We start from the raw sequence: 14,387 nt of genomic DNA on the forward strand, positions 1-14,387 counted from the left end.
TGGTTGACGCAGAGCCGGGCCGCCAGCTCCAGGCGGCGCGCCTCCGGCCGTCGGCCGAGGCGGGCCAGCAGCTCCCCGCGTACAGTCCCTCGGTGACGGGATGCGGCCGAGGCATGATGTGGCTATGGATGTCCTGGTTCTCGGCGGTACGTGGTTCCTGGGCCGAGAGGTTGTATCGGTGCTGGTGGCTGGCGGGCATCGGGTCTCGACGTTCAACCGTGGTCGGACCGACAGGGATGGCGACGGGGGCCGGGCTATTCGTGGGGACCGTAGGAGTCGATCGGCGCGGTGATCTCGACGAACAGGCCGAGCCGCCCGACCGAGGAACGGCCGAACAGCAGCGGCACGTAGGTGTCGGAGCCGACTTGTTCAAGGGTGTGGCCCAGGTACAGCTCGCCCGGTGTCAGGACCAGACCGCTCGGGCCGATCCGCAGGCACCGGGGTGGGTTGGGCTGGTGAGCGTCGATGACCGATCCGGTGTAGACCATGAGGGTGTCTCCGAGCCGGACGTTGTAGCTGTTGGGGTTGACCTGGGCTGCGGTGAACGGGGTTGATTCGCACCCGCCCGTCTGAGGCGGCGGCGGCGATCTCGGGTCCGGTGAGGATCACAGGACCGCTCCCTCGGCAGACCAGGGCAGCGGGTGACCGAGCAGGACATGCCTTAGCAGGTCGCGAACGTGCACGGGTGACTCGCGCGAGGGCGCGAGGCCGTTCACACCGATGCGGCGGGCCTCCTTCGGGTCGACGTTGTCGGTGTGGATGGGGTTGAGGTGGGTGGCGTTCAGGTACTCGGTGACGGTGGCCGTGTGGTCCGGGGGTGGGAGCGGTTGGGGACGGTAGGTGAGTGGCCCTGCCCGGCGGGTGAGGAGTGCCGCGATTGCCGGTGCGTCGTTGGTCGTCACGCGGGTCAGGGTGTTGCCGAAGGGCTCCCAGGTCAGCAGGTCCCCGGCATGCAGGTCGTGCGCAGCGGGGCTTCACGCAGGCTGGAGTGATTCAGCATCACCACCTGCGCGCCGGTGATGGCGAGCGCGACCGCGGCGAGCAGGTCTAGGACCTCGCGCCGGTCGGGCGTGCGGTCCGCGAAACGCCGATCGAGCGGTCCGAGCACCTCATTCAGCTGCTCCCGCAGCATTGCGGCGGTGGTGACGGCGCGGCTGACGCTCGTCGGTACTTCGCGCAGTAGACCGGTCGCTGTTGTGGGGAAACGCTCGACCGCGCAGCTCCAGCCGTGAGCGCCGGGGCGGGCGAGGGCATATCCGACGGCAAGCTCCGCGCCTCTGACCACCGCGCCGCCCGCCGTCCTGTCCGGGCCAGTGCGGGGATCGTGGCAGTGGCCGGCGAAGATGACGTCGGCGAATGGGCAGGCGTGGGCCAGCGCAAGGTCGTGGGCGAACCCCGCATGGCTGAGCACGATCCAGCAGTCGACCCGCCCCGACCAACGGCGATGCAGTCGCCGCAGCGCGACGGCAGGATCATCGATCTGATGGCCGATCCGGTCGGCGGGTGGTATCGAAGTGAACGCCTCGACACCGAGCACGGCGGTCACTGCGACCCTGCGCTCGCCGATCTCCGCCAGAACCAGCGGCGGCCAGATCGACTCCCCGTCCGGGCCGGTGACGTTGGAGCACACGGTGATCTCCCGCAGCTCCGGGCACCGAACGTGTTGGGCGTAGCCGTGGTTGCCCGGCGCGATCACGTCGTACAAGCCCGCCAGCAGCGCAGCCTCGATGGCGCCTCCCCCGAGCACGTAGTAGCCGCTGCCTTCGAAGAAGTCGCCGCAGTCACGCTGCTCACGCGCGACCACCACGGTGACGGTGGGGCGAAGGCAGGGTGAACGGCAGCCGACCGACGCGGGCGAATTGGGTGAAATGCCTGGTTGTTCACCTGTGGTCCGCCTTGTGGACGGCTCGATCTCGGCACACTGTCGCAGAACCAGCGCGGCGACCGCCGTGCCCTGACTCCGTATCGAACGAGGTCACACCATGTCCGAAGCATTTGTGGGCTCCCGCGTCGACCACGACGACCACAGTTCCAATCCGTCAGAGAACGAGGCGTTCCAGGACGTTCTTGAGCGGCGCCTGACCCGCCGGGGGATCCTGCGAAGCGGTGGCGTCGTCGCGGCCGCGGGCTTCTTCGGTACGGCGATGAACGGCACCGCCGACGCCGCCACCAAGGCCGCCGGCGCGGGAGGCGACCGGGCCGCCAGCGCGGGCAAGCACCGCTCGCTGCTCGGCTTCAAGGCGGTGCCGACCAGCACGGCCGACGCGGTGTCGGTGCCTGAGGGTTACACCGCCCAGGTGCTGATCCCGTGGGGCACACCGCTGCGCTCCGGCGGCCCGGCATGGAAGAAGGACGCCTCCAACACCGCCGCCGAGCAGGAACAGCAGATCGGCATGCACCACGACGGCATGCACTACTTCCCGCTCGGCCACGACGGCAACACCGGGCTGCTGGCCGTCAACCACGAATACGTGGACACCACACTGCTCTACCCCGACGGCAGCGCCACGATGACCCAGGCGAAGGTCGACAAGGGGATGGCCGCGCACGGCGTCAGCGTCATCAAGATCTCCAAGCACGGCGACCGCTGGCAGCCCGCCGACTCCAAGTACAACCGCCGCGTCACCGGCAACACCCCGGTGGACTTCTCCGGCCCGGTCAGGGCCGACCACCCCGCGCTGAAGGCCAAGGGCCCCGCCAAGGGCACCATCAACAACTGCTCCAGCGGCTACACCCCGTGGGGCACGTACGTCACCTGCGAAGAGAACTGGAACAACTACTTCGGCACCACCGACGCCTCCTGGACCCCGGACGCGGAGCAGAAGCGCTACGGCGTGGTGAAGGAGGGCGGCGGCTACAACTACCACCTGGCCGACCCGCGCTTCGACATCGCCGTCAACCCGAACGAGGCCAACCGGTTCGGCTGGGTCGTGGAGATCGACCCGTTCAACCCCAGGTCGACGCCGACGAAGCGCACCGCCCTCGGCCGCTTCAAGCACGAGAGCGCCACCGTCACCGAGTCGCGCGGCCGCGTGGTCGTCTACACCGGCGACGACCAGGACGGCGAGTACGTCTACAAGTACGTCAGCAGCGAGCCGTGGCGCAAGCTGAAGGCGCGCGGCAAGAGCCCCCTCGACCACGGCACGCTCTACGTCGCCAAGTTCAACGACGACGGCTCGGGCACCTGGCTGCCCCTGACCTTCGGCAAGGGCCCGCTCACCGCGGCGAACGGCTGGAAGGACCAGGCGGACGTCCTGCTCCGCACCCGCACCGCCGCCGACGCGCTGGGCGCCACCAAGCTCGACCGGGCCGAGTGGGCGGCGGTCAACCCGACCAACCAGGACGTCTACCTCTCCCTCACCAACGGCGTCGGCAACGGCGGCAAGATCAACCCGCGCAAGCCCAACCGGTACGGCCACATCATCCGCTGGCGCGAGAAGCACGGCGACAACACCGCGCTGACCTTCGACTGGGACATCTTCGTCCTCGCCGGCGACCCGGCCTACGACCCGCAGGTCAAGCTCGGCCCGGACAACATCTTCGGCTCCCCCGACGGCCTCGGCTTCGACAAGGCGGGCCGGCTCTGGATCGAGACCGACATCTCCAACTCCTCGCAGAACATGCCGAGCAAGGGCTACGACCACATCGCCAACTGCGCCCTGCTGGCCGCCGACCCCCGCACCGGCGACATCCGCCGCTTCCTCGTAGGACCCCGAGGCTGCGAGATCACCGGATTCACCATCACACCGGACCAGCGCACACTGTTCATCAACATCCAGCACCCCGGCGAGGCCAGCGCCAGCTGGGGCGCTCCGACCCCGGACAACCCCCGCGCGGTCAGTAACTGGCCCGATTTCGACCCGGCCGGCCGCGCCCGTTCCGCCACCATCGCGATCCGCCGTGAGGACGGCGGCGTCATCGGCACCTGATCCTTCACCGGTGACCGGGAGAACGCTCCCGGTCACCGGCAGTTCATCACGGCGAACGCGTCGAGGAACCCGATCTCAACCTCCCCACCCAGTGTCGACCTCGATGTCCTCGACACCGATCAGCACGACGAAGTCGGCCACCACGCACGTCACCGCCCGCACGGCCTGCACGTAGAGCAGGTGCGCGGAGACCGACGTGATCGGCCCACTGGTAGCCGAGGACTGCCGCATGGCCTGGCCGACCGCCACCAGGAGCCCATGCGACTCCAGCGCGTCCCCGCCACGGGGCCGTCCCATCCAGACGGCGCACCAGCCGGTGGTAGCCGGCCCCCGCGTCCGCTCTGGATCCTTGCTGCCGGCACGCACCCCACACCGCCTTGCGCGGGGCATAAGACGGTGGCGGCTCGGTGGCGAAGGCGCATCGCGTGCGCGCGCAAGTCTTGGACGCTGCCGCAGCCCGCAGAGCTGGGTCGAACACACCACTGATCTCGGTGGCGCGCACTGATGCCGCTGAGCCAGGCGAAGTGCACACGGAGTGACCAGGCCATCCGTGAACCCATTGGCCCGCCGTTTGGACATGACGTCCTGGCGGGGCGACGTGCGTTCATGTGGCCGGACGCGCGGGGCCGCGCGATTTCCGGCACGTCGGAGCCCGGATGACCCCTGCGGGCGCGTTGTGGCGCAGTGCGGCGTGTGGGATGGCGTGGGTCAAGCGGGTGCGGTGGATCGTGGGGTAGCTGCCGAGCGACCACCGAGCGACCACGGCGAACCGGAAATGCCGCCATCCGTCGATGGGGATCCGTGCCGGACGAATCGGGTAACCAGAATCGACCTTCTACCTGCAACTTCTTCCACACCTGAAGTTAGTAGCGCATTAGGCGAGTCCATCGAGCTGGGTGATGGTTCCGTCTCTGGTGGTGGTGACCAGTGTGGTGGGTGACGTCCAGCGGAGTGTGGTGGGGGCTTCGCCCGTGGGGTGGGTGGTGAGGGGGCGTTGGATTTTGCCGGGGAGGCCTCGGCCGGGGCGCCAGAGGGCGAGGGTGCCTTCGGTGCCGGTGGTGGCGAGAAGGCCGCCGGCGCCGGGGTGCCAGGCGATGCCGGTGATGGTGTCATGGGTGCGGAGCACGCGGGGGGTGGTGCCGGCGGGGCCTTTGCCCGCGAAGTCCCAGACGGTGATGTCCGGGGCGCCGTTGGCGGCGAGCCATCGGCCGGTGGGGTCGAAGGCGAGGTGGGTGACTTTCTCGGGGTAACCGTCCATGGTGAGTTCGTGGGCGTCTCGGGTGCGCCAGATGTGGATGCTGGCGTCCTGGTTGCCGGAGCAGATCCAGCGGCCGTTGGGGGTGAGGGCGATGGTGAGGTCGCCGCGGACGGTGCAGCAGATGCAGCCGTTGTTCATCTCGAAGATCTCTTCTTCGGCCTCCAGGACGAGGGCGTCGTCGATGCCGATCTCGCCGAACTCGTTCTCGATGACGGCGATGCGGCGGCCGTGTTCCTCGGTGAGGATCCGGTTGAGCAGGGTGGTCTTGCCCGAGCCGAGGAACCCGGTGAGCACGGTCACCGGTACGCGGGGATCGGTCATGCGGTGGTTCTCCTGAGCAGTAGAGAGATGGTGAACAGAGCGCCGGTGGCAAGGGTGATGGCGCCGCCGGCGGCGATGTCGTGGTGGGCGGACAGGGTGATTCCGGCGAGGCCGGATGCGGCGCCGAGGACGCAGGCAAGGCATGTCATGAGGGGAAGGCGGGCGGTCCAGAGGCGGGCGGTGGCGGCGGGGCCGACCAGGAGGGCGACGGCCAGAATGGTGCCGACGGCGGGGACGGCGATGAGGATGACGGCCTGGACGGCGGCGAGGAACAGCACGTCGGTGCGGGCGGCGCGGAATCCGGCTGCGGCGTACGCGTCGGGGTCGAACGCCTGAAAGGTCAGCTGCCGCCCGGCGGCGTCGGTCAGGACCAGCACCAGCGCGGCGACGAGGGCGGACGCGGTCAGGTCGCGGGAGTCGACGACGAGGATCTGGCCGACGGTGTAGGCCGACGGGTCTTTGGTGAACCCGTCGCGGGCCGACAGCAGGACGACGCCGAGGGCGAACCCGCCGGACAGGACGATCCCGATCGCGGTGCTGGAGTCGTGACCGGGCCTGCGGGTCAGCCAGGCGATCGCGAGGACGAGCAGGACGCCGAAGGCCGCGCCGCCGAGGTAGAGATCGGCTCCCAGCAGCGCGGCGAGGACGACACCGGGAAAGGTCGCGTGGGTCATGGCGAGGGTGAAGAACGCCAGCCGCCGCAGCAGCAGCTGGACGCTGATCAGCCCGCCCGCCGCGCCGACCAGGAGAGCCTCGACGGTGGCCCGCTGAAGCGCCGTCACGACGCCCGCACCGGAGCGCGGCGGCGAAGGGAACGTAGCGCGGGGACGGTCTTGGCGGTGACGAGCGCGACCGCGTAGAACGCGACGAGGGTGAGGACGACCGTTCCACCGGAGGCCAGCCGCAGCCCGTGGTGCAGTGAGGCGTCGTAGCTGATCGCCAGGCCGGCCCAGCCCGCGAGCGCGCCGAGGGCCGCGGCGACGGGGATGATGAGGGCGAGCCGGGCGGACAGGATCCGGGCGGCGGCGGCCGGGACGATCAGCAGTGCGATCACCAGGATCGTCCCGACCGCGCGGACGGACGCGACGACGACGAGCGCCACCAGCAGATTGACGACCAGGTCGAGGACGTCCACCCGGTATCCGGCGGCCCGTGCTCCCTCGGGGTCGAAGGTGGCCGCCAGCAGCGGGCGTCGCAGCACCGCCAGCGTTCCGATCACCAGGGCGGCGACCCAGCCGGTCTGGGCGAGCTGGGCGGGGGCGACGGTGAGGATCCGGCCGAACAGGAACGCCGTCAGGTCGGCGGTGTAGCCGGAGCGCCGGGAGACGATGACGACGCCGAGGGCGAAGAACGTGGTCAGCAGCACGGCCAGGGCGGTGTCGGAGGAGACCGCCCGGTGCCGGGTCAGCGCGGTGAGCAGCACCGCGGTGAGGGCGGCGGCGACCAGCGCGCCCCAGAAGATGCCGTCCTGTCCGGCGAGATCGAATCCGAGGACGACACCAGGGAAGACGGTGTGGGTGAGCGCGTCGGTCATGAACGCCATCCGCCGCAGCAGGACGAGGACCCCGACGGTCCCGGCGAGCGCGCCGAGGATCAGCAGCTCGATGAGCGCGCGCTGCATGAACGGCAGCGTGAACGGTTCGATCACGACGTCACGACCACCTGGTCGCCCCGCAGCTCCAGGGCGTGCCCGCCGTAGGTGGCGCGCAGATTGTCGGGTGTGAGAGTGGCGTCGGTGGGGCCGAAGCCGAACTGGCGCCGATTCAGAAGGCACACCTCATCGCAGGTCAGATGGGCCATGGCGAGGTCGTGGGTGGAGATCACCACGGCGGCGCCGTCGGACTTGAGGGCGGCGATGGCGTCGAGCAGGGCCTGCTCGCTGACGGCGTCGACCCCGTTGAACGGCTCGTCGAGCAGCAGCAGCCGGGGCTCGGCCGCGATGGCGCGGGCGAGCAGGACCCGCTGCCGCTGCCCACCCGACAGCGTCCCGAACCGATCGCGGGCGCGGTCGGCCAGGCCCACCCGCTCCAGCGCCTCCCGCGCGGCCGTCCGGTCGGCGGCCTTGGGGCGGCGCAGCCAGCCGATCCGCCGGTAGCGGCCCATCAGGACGACCTCGCCGACCGAGATGGGGAACTGCGGGTCAAGGGTGTCGGCCTGCGGAACGTAGGCGACGTCGCGGCGGGCCCTGGCGGGGGTGGCTCCGAGCACGGTGATCGTCCCGGCGGCGAGCGGGACGAGCTCGAGGATCGCGCGGATCAGTGTGGACTTCCCCGCGCCGTTGGGGCCGATCAACGCGACGGCCTCGCCCTCCTCCACCCGGCCGTCGATGTGCTCCAGAGCGGGCACGGCACCGTAGGCGACGCTGACCATGTCGAGTTCGAGGACACTCACCGCTCAGCCCTTCAGCGCGGTGACGATGACGGTGGTGTTGTGGCGTTCCATCTCCAGGTAGGTCGCCCCGGCAGAACCCTGCGGGCCGAGGGTGTCGCCGTACAGGGAGTCCTCGCCCGCCTCGACCTTCACCCCGGCCTGCCGCCCGATCGCCTGGGCGGTCTTGGGCGGCAGCGAGGACTCGGAGAAGATCGCCTTCACCCCGGTCTGCTTGATCTTCGCCACCAGGTCGGTGAGGGACCTGGCCGACAGTTCGGCGCTCGTGTCGAAGCTGGGAATGATCGAGCCGACGAAGGAGAGCCTGTACCGGTCGAGGTAGTAGCCGAACGCGTCGTGGTTGGTGACGAGCTTGCGGTCGGCGACCGGGATCGCGTCGATCTGCCCGGCGATCCAGGTGTCGAGCTTGTCCAGCTTGCCGGTGTAGGCGCTCAGGTTCGTCTCGAAGACGGCCCTGTCGGTGGGGTCGGCGGTCTCGAACGCGGTCGCGATGTCCTTCGTCATGATCTTCGCGTTCTGGGGGTTGTGCCAGATGTGCGGGTCGCCGCCCTTCTCCTCCTCGCCGTTGCCCGCCCGCAGCGTGACGCCCCGGCTGGCGTCGACGGTGGTGCCGTGGAACCCGGAGGAGGAGACGGCCTGGTCGAGCCACCGCTCCAGGCCGACTCCGCTCTTCACGACGACGTCCGCGGTCGCCAGGGCCTGGATGTCGGCGGGCGAGGGCTCGTAGTCGTGCGGGTCGACGTTCGGTTTGAGCAGCTGGGTCAGTTCGATCCTGTCGCCGCCGACGTTGCGGGCGAAGTCGGCGACCTGGGTGGTCGTCGCGACGACCTTCAGCTTCTTACCGCTGGACGTGGACGCCGTGGCGTCGTCGGCGCCTCCGCCGCAGGCAGAAGCGGCGAGTACGAGCGAGAGGGCGGCCGCGAGGGTCACGCGGGGGGTCATGAGGGCTCCTATGAGGATGAAAACCGAAATCATCTCCATGTCGGATCCTGGTGGAAATGAAAACGGTTGTCAATCTCGTCCGAGGGCGTTACGGTTCCGGCATGGGTGAGGAGGAGATCGCGGACCGGCTGCGTGCCGCCGGCCTCTCGCCCACCGCGCGCCGTCGGCGGGTGCTGACCGCCCTGGGCGATCGGCGCCGTGCGATCAGCGCGCTCGAACTGCACCGCGAGCTCGCCCCGCCTCGAGCGCACCACCGGGTTCCACCCCGACCCGCACGAGACCGAGGTCCACGGTGTCTGCGCGTCCTGCCTGACCGACTGAACGAACACCCAGGAGTTCTCCCGTGCCTGTTCACGGCTTTCTCGGCCGCGCCCTGGTCGAGCTGGTCCTGATCGGCGGCCTGTGCGGCGCGCTCGGCGTCCAGGTCGTCCTGCGCCGCCTCGCCTTCGGTGCCGAACTGGTCGGCCACGCCGCCTTCCCCGGCGTCGTCGCGGCCTCGGTCGGCGGCGTCGATCCTCGGCTCGGCGCGCTCGCGGGCGCGGCCACCGCCACGGCCCTGCCCACCGGACGCCGCCCGGCCCTCACCGGCGTCGCGATCAGCGCGGGACTCGCGCTCGGGGTCCTGCTCATCTCCGCACGGCCGGGGTTCAGCCGCGACCTGTCGGCGCTGATCGCCGGGTCGCCGCTGACCGTCACGCGGACCGATCTGGAGGTGGCGGCGGGGGTCGCCGCGACCGTGAGCGTCCTCCTGCTCGCACTGCACAAGGAACTGCTGCTCGGCGCGTTCGATCCGGAGGCGATCGCCGCCCAGGGCTACCCGCGCGCCGCCCTCGACCTGACGGTGCGGGCGGCGATCGCGCTGACCGTCGTCACCGCGCTCCCGGCCGTCGGCGTCCTCCTTCCACTGGCGCTGCTGGCCGGACCGGCCGGGGCCGCCGTGCTGTGGATCCGGCGTGTCGGCCCGGCCACGGTCGTCGCCGCCGTGCTGGGCGCGGTCTGTGGAGCGTCCGGACTGTGGGCCTCGACCCGATGGCACCTTGCGACCGCGGCGACCGTCGCCGTCCTGTCCGGTGGGCTGTTCCTCCTCGCCGCCGCCACCTCCGCCGCGGCGAGACGGCTCAGCGACCCCAACCGTTGAAGCGAGCTGGTCGGCCGGAGGTCCCCTCGCCGCTGGGCGGGGGACCTCCGGCCGGCAGTGTGTCAGCAGTCCACGAGCTCGGGGCTCTGGTTGAGTAGCTGCGCCCGTGGGCTGACGAAGCGCCGGTAGGCGTCACCGTCGCCGGTCGGGAAGACCGCGACGCGGTGGCAGTTCTGGAACGCCAACCGGACGCCGAAATGGCGTTCGAGCGCTCCCCTCATCGCGTCGCTGGCCAGGGCCCGCAGGAGCTGGCCGCGCGCGTTCTCATTCGGCGGCGGCACCTGGTTGTCGGCGAAACCGGACTCGGCATCTTGCGCCTCCTCGACCAGGCCGCTGATCAGCGTCCAGGCGTACGGCAGCGAGTCGCGGACGCAGGCGATGAACGCGGCGTCGTCGACCTCTCCGACATGCGCCTGCTCCAGCAGTTCCGGGGGGACGGTCAGGGACATCGTTCGAACTCCTCCAGCCGACGGTAACGACAACTGTTTTCATTCTCGCTTCTCGCGGATGGCAAACCACCGAAACATCCGGTTTCACACCGTGTCGGAGGGCTTGGCACGATGAGGCCTGTGACCGGCCGCCCCCCGGCGTCGAGCTCGACGAAACGCCGCCCCCGACCGATCTGTCCGATGACGAGTGGGCGCTGGTCGCTCCGCTGATCCCGGCCCCGAAAGCACGCGGTCGTCCGAACCCACCTCCGCCATCGCGGCAGAGAGGGGGCATCACACCCGGGCACCAACAGACCCAGGCCTGCCGACGCGGCGGACAGCATCGTGCTCACCGCGAAGGCGGTGCTGCACCTGGAGGCGGCGGCGCCACGGCGTGGCCGTGTGCCGTTGGTGTGCCGGAGCGTTGTGAGCGGGGCCCTGCGATACCGCACCTGCGGAAGCGTGGCAGCGCGGAGGGATCCGGCCTCGCTCACGTGGGGACGGCCAACGAGCTGCGCGAACGCGGTGTGAAGGTCGTGTCCCTGACTGAGAACTTCGACGCGTTCGATTCTCAACATCCGGCCAGAGCGAGGACGGCCCCACAGCGCCAAGATCATTCTCGCCCGATAACTACTGCTCCTGGATTCCCCGGCCCCGATTGTGGTCGCGGATGGAGCCGACGACCGCGGAGAACGTGGCCAGCATCGGTTGGATGCGACGCGGGGACCGCCTCGCGCGTCGTAATGAGTGTGGACGACAATGATCAGCCTGAGGGCTCGCAGGGGACTGAAGGTTCGCCTGGCCCGCACGGGGAGTCCAGGCATGGCGACGGGGGCCCACGGGGCGCGAACGCGGCGGGCCGCCGGCGGGGGCGACGCCGGTACCGGGTGAAGGTTCCCACGCGGGAAGAACTGGACGCGTTGCCGCCTGAGAAGCGGTTGGAGCTGATCAGTCAGGCACGGGTGGCGCGCCATCAGGTGTTCACCACTGCTGGGCTGGTGCTGACCGTGCTGCTGACGGCGATTGGCCTCTACATCACGCAGAAGACCTTGGTCAGTACCCAACAGGGGCAGATCACCGACCGCTACACCAAGGCCGTAGAGCAGTTGGGGTCGGACAAGCGCGAGGTCCGGGCCGCTGCGGTCTACGCCCTGGAGCGTGTCGCGCGCGACTCGGCGCGCGACCGGGCCGCCATCCGTGACGTGCTGGCGGCCTTCGTCCGCGAACACGACCTACCTCCCACGATCAAGGCGAGCGAGTGGATCGTCAATCCCGACATCGACGTCGACGCCGCCCTGACCGTCCTGGCCCGCCGACCCGCCGACCCCAAGGACGCTCCTCAGCTCAACCTGCGTGTCATCCGCGTCCCGGGCATGGTGTTCCCCCCAGGAGCACGTCTGGGGCTGGCGAACCTGGAGCTCGCGGACCTGCATGGCGCGCGCCTGAGCCATGCGGACCTGATCGGCGCGCACTTGATCGGAGCCTGGCTGTCCAACGCAGACCTGGACGAGGCGAACCTCTTTCACGCAAACGTGAGTGGCGCGAAACTGCGGGATGCCCGCATGTCCGGTGTGAACCTGGCCCGGGGAATCATGAGCTCAGCTGTGATGGACCACGTTTTCCTGCAAGAGGCGGACCTGCGCGAGGCGGATATGTGGCGCACGAGCCTCCGCGGGGCGGACTTGGTCCTGGCGGACCTGCGGAAGGCGAACCTGAGGGAAGTGGACCTGCGGGAGGCACGTCTGGGGGAGGCGAACCTTGAGGGTGTGGATCTGCGGGAGGCACGTCTGGAGAAAGCGAGCCTTTTGGGTGTGCACCTGCAAGGCGCTGACCTTCGGGGCGCTGACCTTCGGGGCGCTGACCTGAGAGGTATGAAAGGCGTCACTGCGGAGGTGGTGCGCCGAACGGCCCGGACGGATGCCTCCACGCTCTTCTGATCGAGATAGCGCACACCCGTGCGGGGCAGCGGCGTGTCCACGCGGACGAACGTGGTCATGGCAAGGGTGTGTCGAGAATGACCACCCGTTGGCCCCGACGCTCAACGTACCGGCCCGGGCCAGCGTGTGCTCACGCGCCCGAACTCGCGGGCACGGGCCCAGGGCTGCCGGACCTGCCGGACGGTCCTATGGGCGCGGTGTGGCGCGTCGGGCCACGTGGGGTGGTGCGGGTCGCAAATCCGGTGCGGTCGTTGGATGGCTCCCCGGCGGGCCATCGAGCGACCGTGGCAACCCAGCGTGTGCCGCCACCCTTCGGTGGAGTTTGAGTCGGTGGGGGATCAGGCCCGTTACCCCAACCCCGATCCCCCTACCCGCCGCCGTCCTGCCGTTCCCGACGACGTGACCCCAGCATCATGTGCGGGCGGTTCGTATCGCCGGGGTGTCACCACCGCCTACGCAGGGCCCCGTAGGTGCGTGACCGGCGATCTCAACGACCGCGCCTCCTCGATCGTCGTGACCGGACCGGCCAAGAAGAGCGCGGGAGAATCTGGCGGCCAGCTTGCGAACCGGCGTTGGAACGCGGCGATAGCGGGGGTTGTTGATTCGAGAGTCGGGGCGGCACCCTGGGAGCTCAGGCACGGGTGTGACGAACAAGACCAACACGGCCTCGGTGGCCGGGTCCGGGCCGGGCACACAAGCACAAACCGGCAGGAGAACGTCGGCGTGGCCTCACCTCTGGTGATCACGGCGTTGGTGTTTTGGATCTTTGCCGTCCCGGATGCCCAATCGCTGGCTGGAGCGGTCTTCTGAGCGAGTGGTGGGGATCGGGTGACCGTCTCGGGTCACCCAGCGTGAACAGCACACCGTCCAACCCGCACGATCGAGGCCGAGGCGGCCGCGTCGGACCTCAGGCTCGACGCATGGGTGCCGATGACCGTCTGGTTCCGTTCCGACACCACCGACACCTCGACTGGTACAGCTCAGACACGGGCCGGGGAGCGGCGTGCCCTTGGGCGCTGGTAGCACGGCCCCCGTGCCCGGGGCTTACGACATGGCGGCCGCTATCTGAAGATCGGTGGTCAGCTTTCTTCGGAGGGCTGAGGGGGATTCGCCGAGGTGGTGGCGGAGGGTTCGGGTGAGGTGGGCGTGGTCGGCGAATCCGTGTTCGGCGGCGAGTTCGGCGAGGTGGGCGCCGCGGCCTTGGGCGAGGTCTTCCAGTACCGCGCGCACCCGCAGGTCGTTGCGGTAGGCGGTGATCGTGCGGCCGGTGACGCTGCGGAAGACCCTGCTCAGGTGCTTGGGTGAGGAGCCGACCAGATCGGCGAGCTCCTCCAGGCCGGTCGACAGGTGGCCGGAGTTGAGCGCTTCCTGGACCCTCGACGCGAGGCGGCGGTGCTGTGAGCGCGTCGCCGCCGATCCCTTGGCGTCGCCGCTTCCCACGGGCGGCTGGGCCAGCAGGACGTCCAGCAGCATGTGGACGCGTTCTTCGATCTCCAGCCGGTCCCCACCCGCTCGGCATGCGCCGAGCAGTTCCCGGTGCCGCAGGCCGACGGCGGCGCTCACCGGGAACGCCCAGTCGCAGTCGCGTCTGCGGGCCAGGACGCCCGCGTGGTCGTCGAAGGCGTCCGGTGTGAAGGTGATCGCGGTGAAGACGTAGTTGTTGCCCAGCGGCGAGGCGAAGCGTTCCTGGGTTCCGGCGAGGTTGACGTAGCCGGTGGCGGGATCCAGGAATGACTGCCGCCCGATGGCCTCGCGCAGGAAGCCGCCCCGGTGGAACAGGATGATCCCGTCGATCTCGTCGATGGCGGGCTCGTCCCAACCCGACGGCTCATCGCCGCGGTTGACGACCTGGTCGAGTTTCAGGCCGCTGGAGGATGCCGGAAGCAGACATCTGATCATGGTGGCCACTATCGCCCGGCCCCGCCTCCGCAGGGAAGGCGCGAGCGCGAGCACGATGGGGGCTGACGACGACCTCGCCGGGCGGACGGATGTTGGTGGACACCTTGATCCGACGCCCGGTGAGGCCCCCTTGTCGCCCCGCCACCC

General features: G+C 69.9%; 15 protein-coding genes and 1 pseudogene. 5 read left to right on the forward strand and 11 right to left on the reverse strand.

All coding sequences use genetic code 11. From position 1 onward, the window contains the following. Window positions 1-254 precede the first annotated feature (254 nt). From P696_RS57210 to P696_RS42595, 3 genes and pseudogenes are all read right to left on the reverse strand, one after another. Window positions 255-545: pseudogene (locus P696_RS57210) on the reverse strand (dCTP deaminase); the annotation flags it as partial. Window positions 546-605: 60 nt separating this feature from the next. Then, a complete protein-coding gene (locus P696_RS51910) occupies window positions 606-902 on the reverse strand; it encodes a hypothetical protein (RefSeq protein WP_051466580.1) in 297 nt (98 codons plus the stop codon). 32 nt (window positions 903-934) lie between these two features. Further along, the gene (locus P696_RS42595; protein ID WP_157429462.1) at window positions 935-1,804 is read right to left on the reverse strand and encodes a bifunctional UDP-sugar hydrolase/5'-nucleotidase; all 870 of its coding nucleotides are present in this window, start codon (window positions 1,802-1,804) and stop codon (window positions 935-937) included. A gap of 178 nt (window positions 1,805-1,982) precedes the next feature. Between P696_RS42595 and P696_RS0101815 the strand changes: the two genes are divergently transcribed. Beyond that, window positions 1,983-3,929 (forward strand): PhoX family protein, encoded by a 1,947-nt coding sequence (locus P696_RS0101815; protein ID WP_026410987.1) that lies wholly within the window; start codon window positions 1,983-1,985, stop codon window positions 3,927-3,929. Between the two features lie 75 nt (window positions 3,930-4,004). Here the strand turns inward: P696_RS0101815 and P696_RS0101820 are convergent, their stop codons facing one another. The 6 genes from P696_RS0101820 to P696_RS0101845 form a co-directional block, all read right to left on the reverse strand. Beyond that, window positions 4,005-4,226: a hypothetical protein gene (locus P696_RS0101820; protein WP_026410988.1), complete on the reverse strand. Its 222-nt coding sequence runs from the start codon at window positions 4,224-4,226 to the stop codon at window positions 4,005-4,007. A 577-nt stretch (window positions 4,227-4,803) separates the two neighbouring features. Continuing rightward, window positions 4,804-5,508 (reverse strand): GTP-binding protein, encoded by a 705-nt coding sequence (locus P696_RS42600; RefSeq protein WP_026410989.1) that lies wholly within the window; start codon window positions 5,506-5,508, stop codon window positions 4,804-4,806. Continuing rightward, window positions 5,505-6,290: a metal ABC transporter permease gene (locus tag P696_RS0101830; RefSeq protein ID WP_026410990.1), complete on the reverse strand. Its 786-nt coding sequence runs from the start codon at window positions 6,288-6,290 to the stop codon at window positions 5,505-5,507. Before P696_RS0101830 ends, P696_RS42600 begins: the two co-directional genes overlap by 4 nt. Next, entirely contained in the window at window positions 6,287-7,156 is an 870-nt protein-coding gene (locus P696_RS42605) for a metal ABC transporter permease (protein WP_245627466.1), read from the reverse strand. The genes P696_RS0101830 and P696_RS42605 overlap by 4 nt, the downstream gene beginning before the upstream one ends. Next, window positions 7,153-7,899 carry a metal ABC transporter ATP-binding protein gene (locus P696_RS0101840; protein WP_026410991.1) on the reverse strand — a complete coding sequence of 249 codons (747 nt, stop codon included), beginning with the start codon at window positions 7,897-7,899 and terminating at the stop codon, window positions 7,153-7,155. The genes P696_RS42605 and P696_RS0101840 overlap by 4 nt, the downstream gene beginning before the upstream one ends. Before the next feature lie 3 nt (window positions 7,900-7,902). Further along, the gene (locus P696_RS0101845) at window positions 7,903-8,838 is read right to left on the reverse strand and encodes a metal ABC transporter substrate-binding protein (protein ID WP_026410992.1); all 936 of its coding nucleotides are present in this window, start codon (window positions 8,836-8,838) and stop codon (window positions 7,903-7,905) included. 198 nt (window positions 8,839-9,036) lie between these two features. Here P696_RS0101845 and P696_RS58635 point away from each other — a divergent pair, with 198 nt between their 5' ends. Both P696_RS58635 and P696_RS42610 read left to right on the forward strand, forming a co-directional pair. Further along, window positions 9,037-9,159 (forward strand): hypothetical protein, encoded by a 123-nt coding sequence (locus tag P696_RS58635; protein ID WP_281174901.1) that lies wholly within the window; start codon window positions 9,037-9,039, stop codon window positions 9,157-9,159. Window positions 9,160-9,181: 22 nt separating this feature from the next. Then, window positions 9,182-9,976 (forward strand): metal ABC transporter permease, encoded by a 795-nt coding sequence (locus P696_RS42610; RefSeq protein WP_051466583.1) that lies wholly within the window; start codon window positions 9,182-9,184, stop codon window positions 9,974-9,976. Between the two features lie 62 nt (window positions 9,977-10,038). Here the strand turns inward: P696_RS42610 and P696_RS0101860 are convergent, their stop codons facing one another. Continuing rightward, on the reverse strand, window positions 10,039-10,425 hold the full coding sequence (locus tag P696_RS0101860; protein ID WP_026410994.1) for an SCO5389 family protein: 387 nt from the start codon (window positions 10,423-10,425) through the stop codon (window positions 10,039-10,041). A gap of 866 nt (window positions 10,426-11,291) precedes the next feature. Between P696_RS0101860 and P696_RS42615 the strand changes: the two genes are divergently transcribed. Together P696_RS42615 and P696_RS55560 are read left to right on the forward strand one after the other, a co-directional pair. Then, window positions 11,292-12,341, forward strand: coding sequence for a pentapeptide repeat-containing protein (locus tag P696_RS42615; RefSeq protein ID WP_051466585.1), 1,050 nt, complete (start codon window positions 11,292-11,294; stop codon window positions 12,339-12,341). 474 nt (window positions 12,342-12,815) lie between these two features. Beyond that, window positions 12,816-13,151, forward strand: coding sequence for a hypothetical protein (locus P696_RS55560; protein ID WP_157429464.1), 336 nt, complete (start codon window positions 12,816-12,818; stop codon window positions 13,149-13,151). 234 nt (window positions 13,152-13,385) lie between these two features. On the opposite strand, the gene P696_RS51915 is transcribed toward P696_RS55560, so the two are convergent. Next, window positions 13,386-14,240 (reverse strand): AraC family transcriptional regulator, encoded by an 855-nt coding sequence (locus P696_RS51915; RefSeq protein ID WP_157429465.1) that lies wholly within the window; start codon window positions 14,238-14,240, stop codon window positions 13,386-13,388. Between the last annotated feature and the right edge of the window lie 147 nt (window positions 14,241-14,387).

The organism is Actinomadura oligospora ATCC 43269, assembly GCF_000518265.1.
Lineage (GTDB): Bacteria > Actinomycetota > Actinomycetes > Streptosporangiales > Streptosporangiaceae > Spirillospora > Spirillospora oligospora.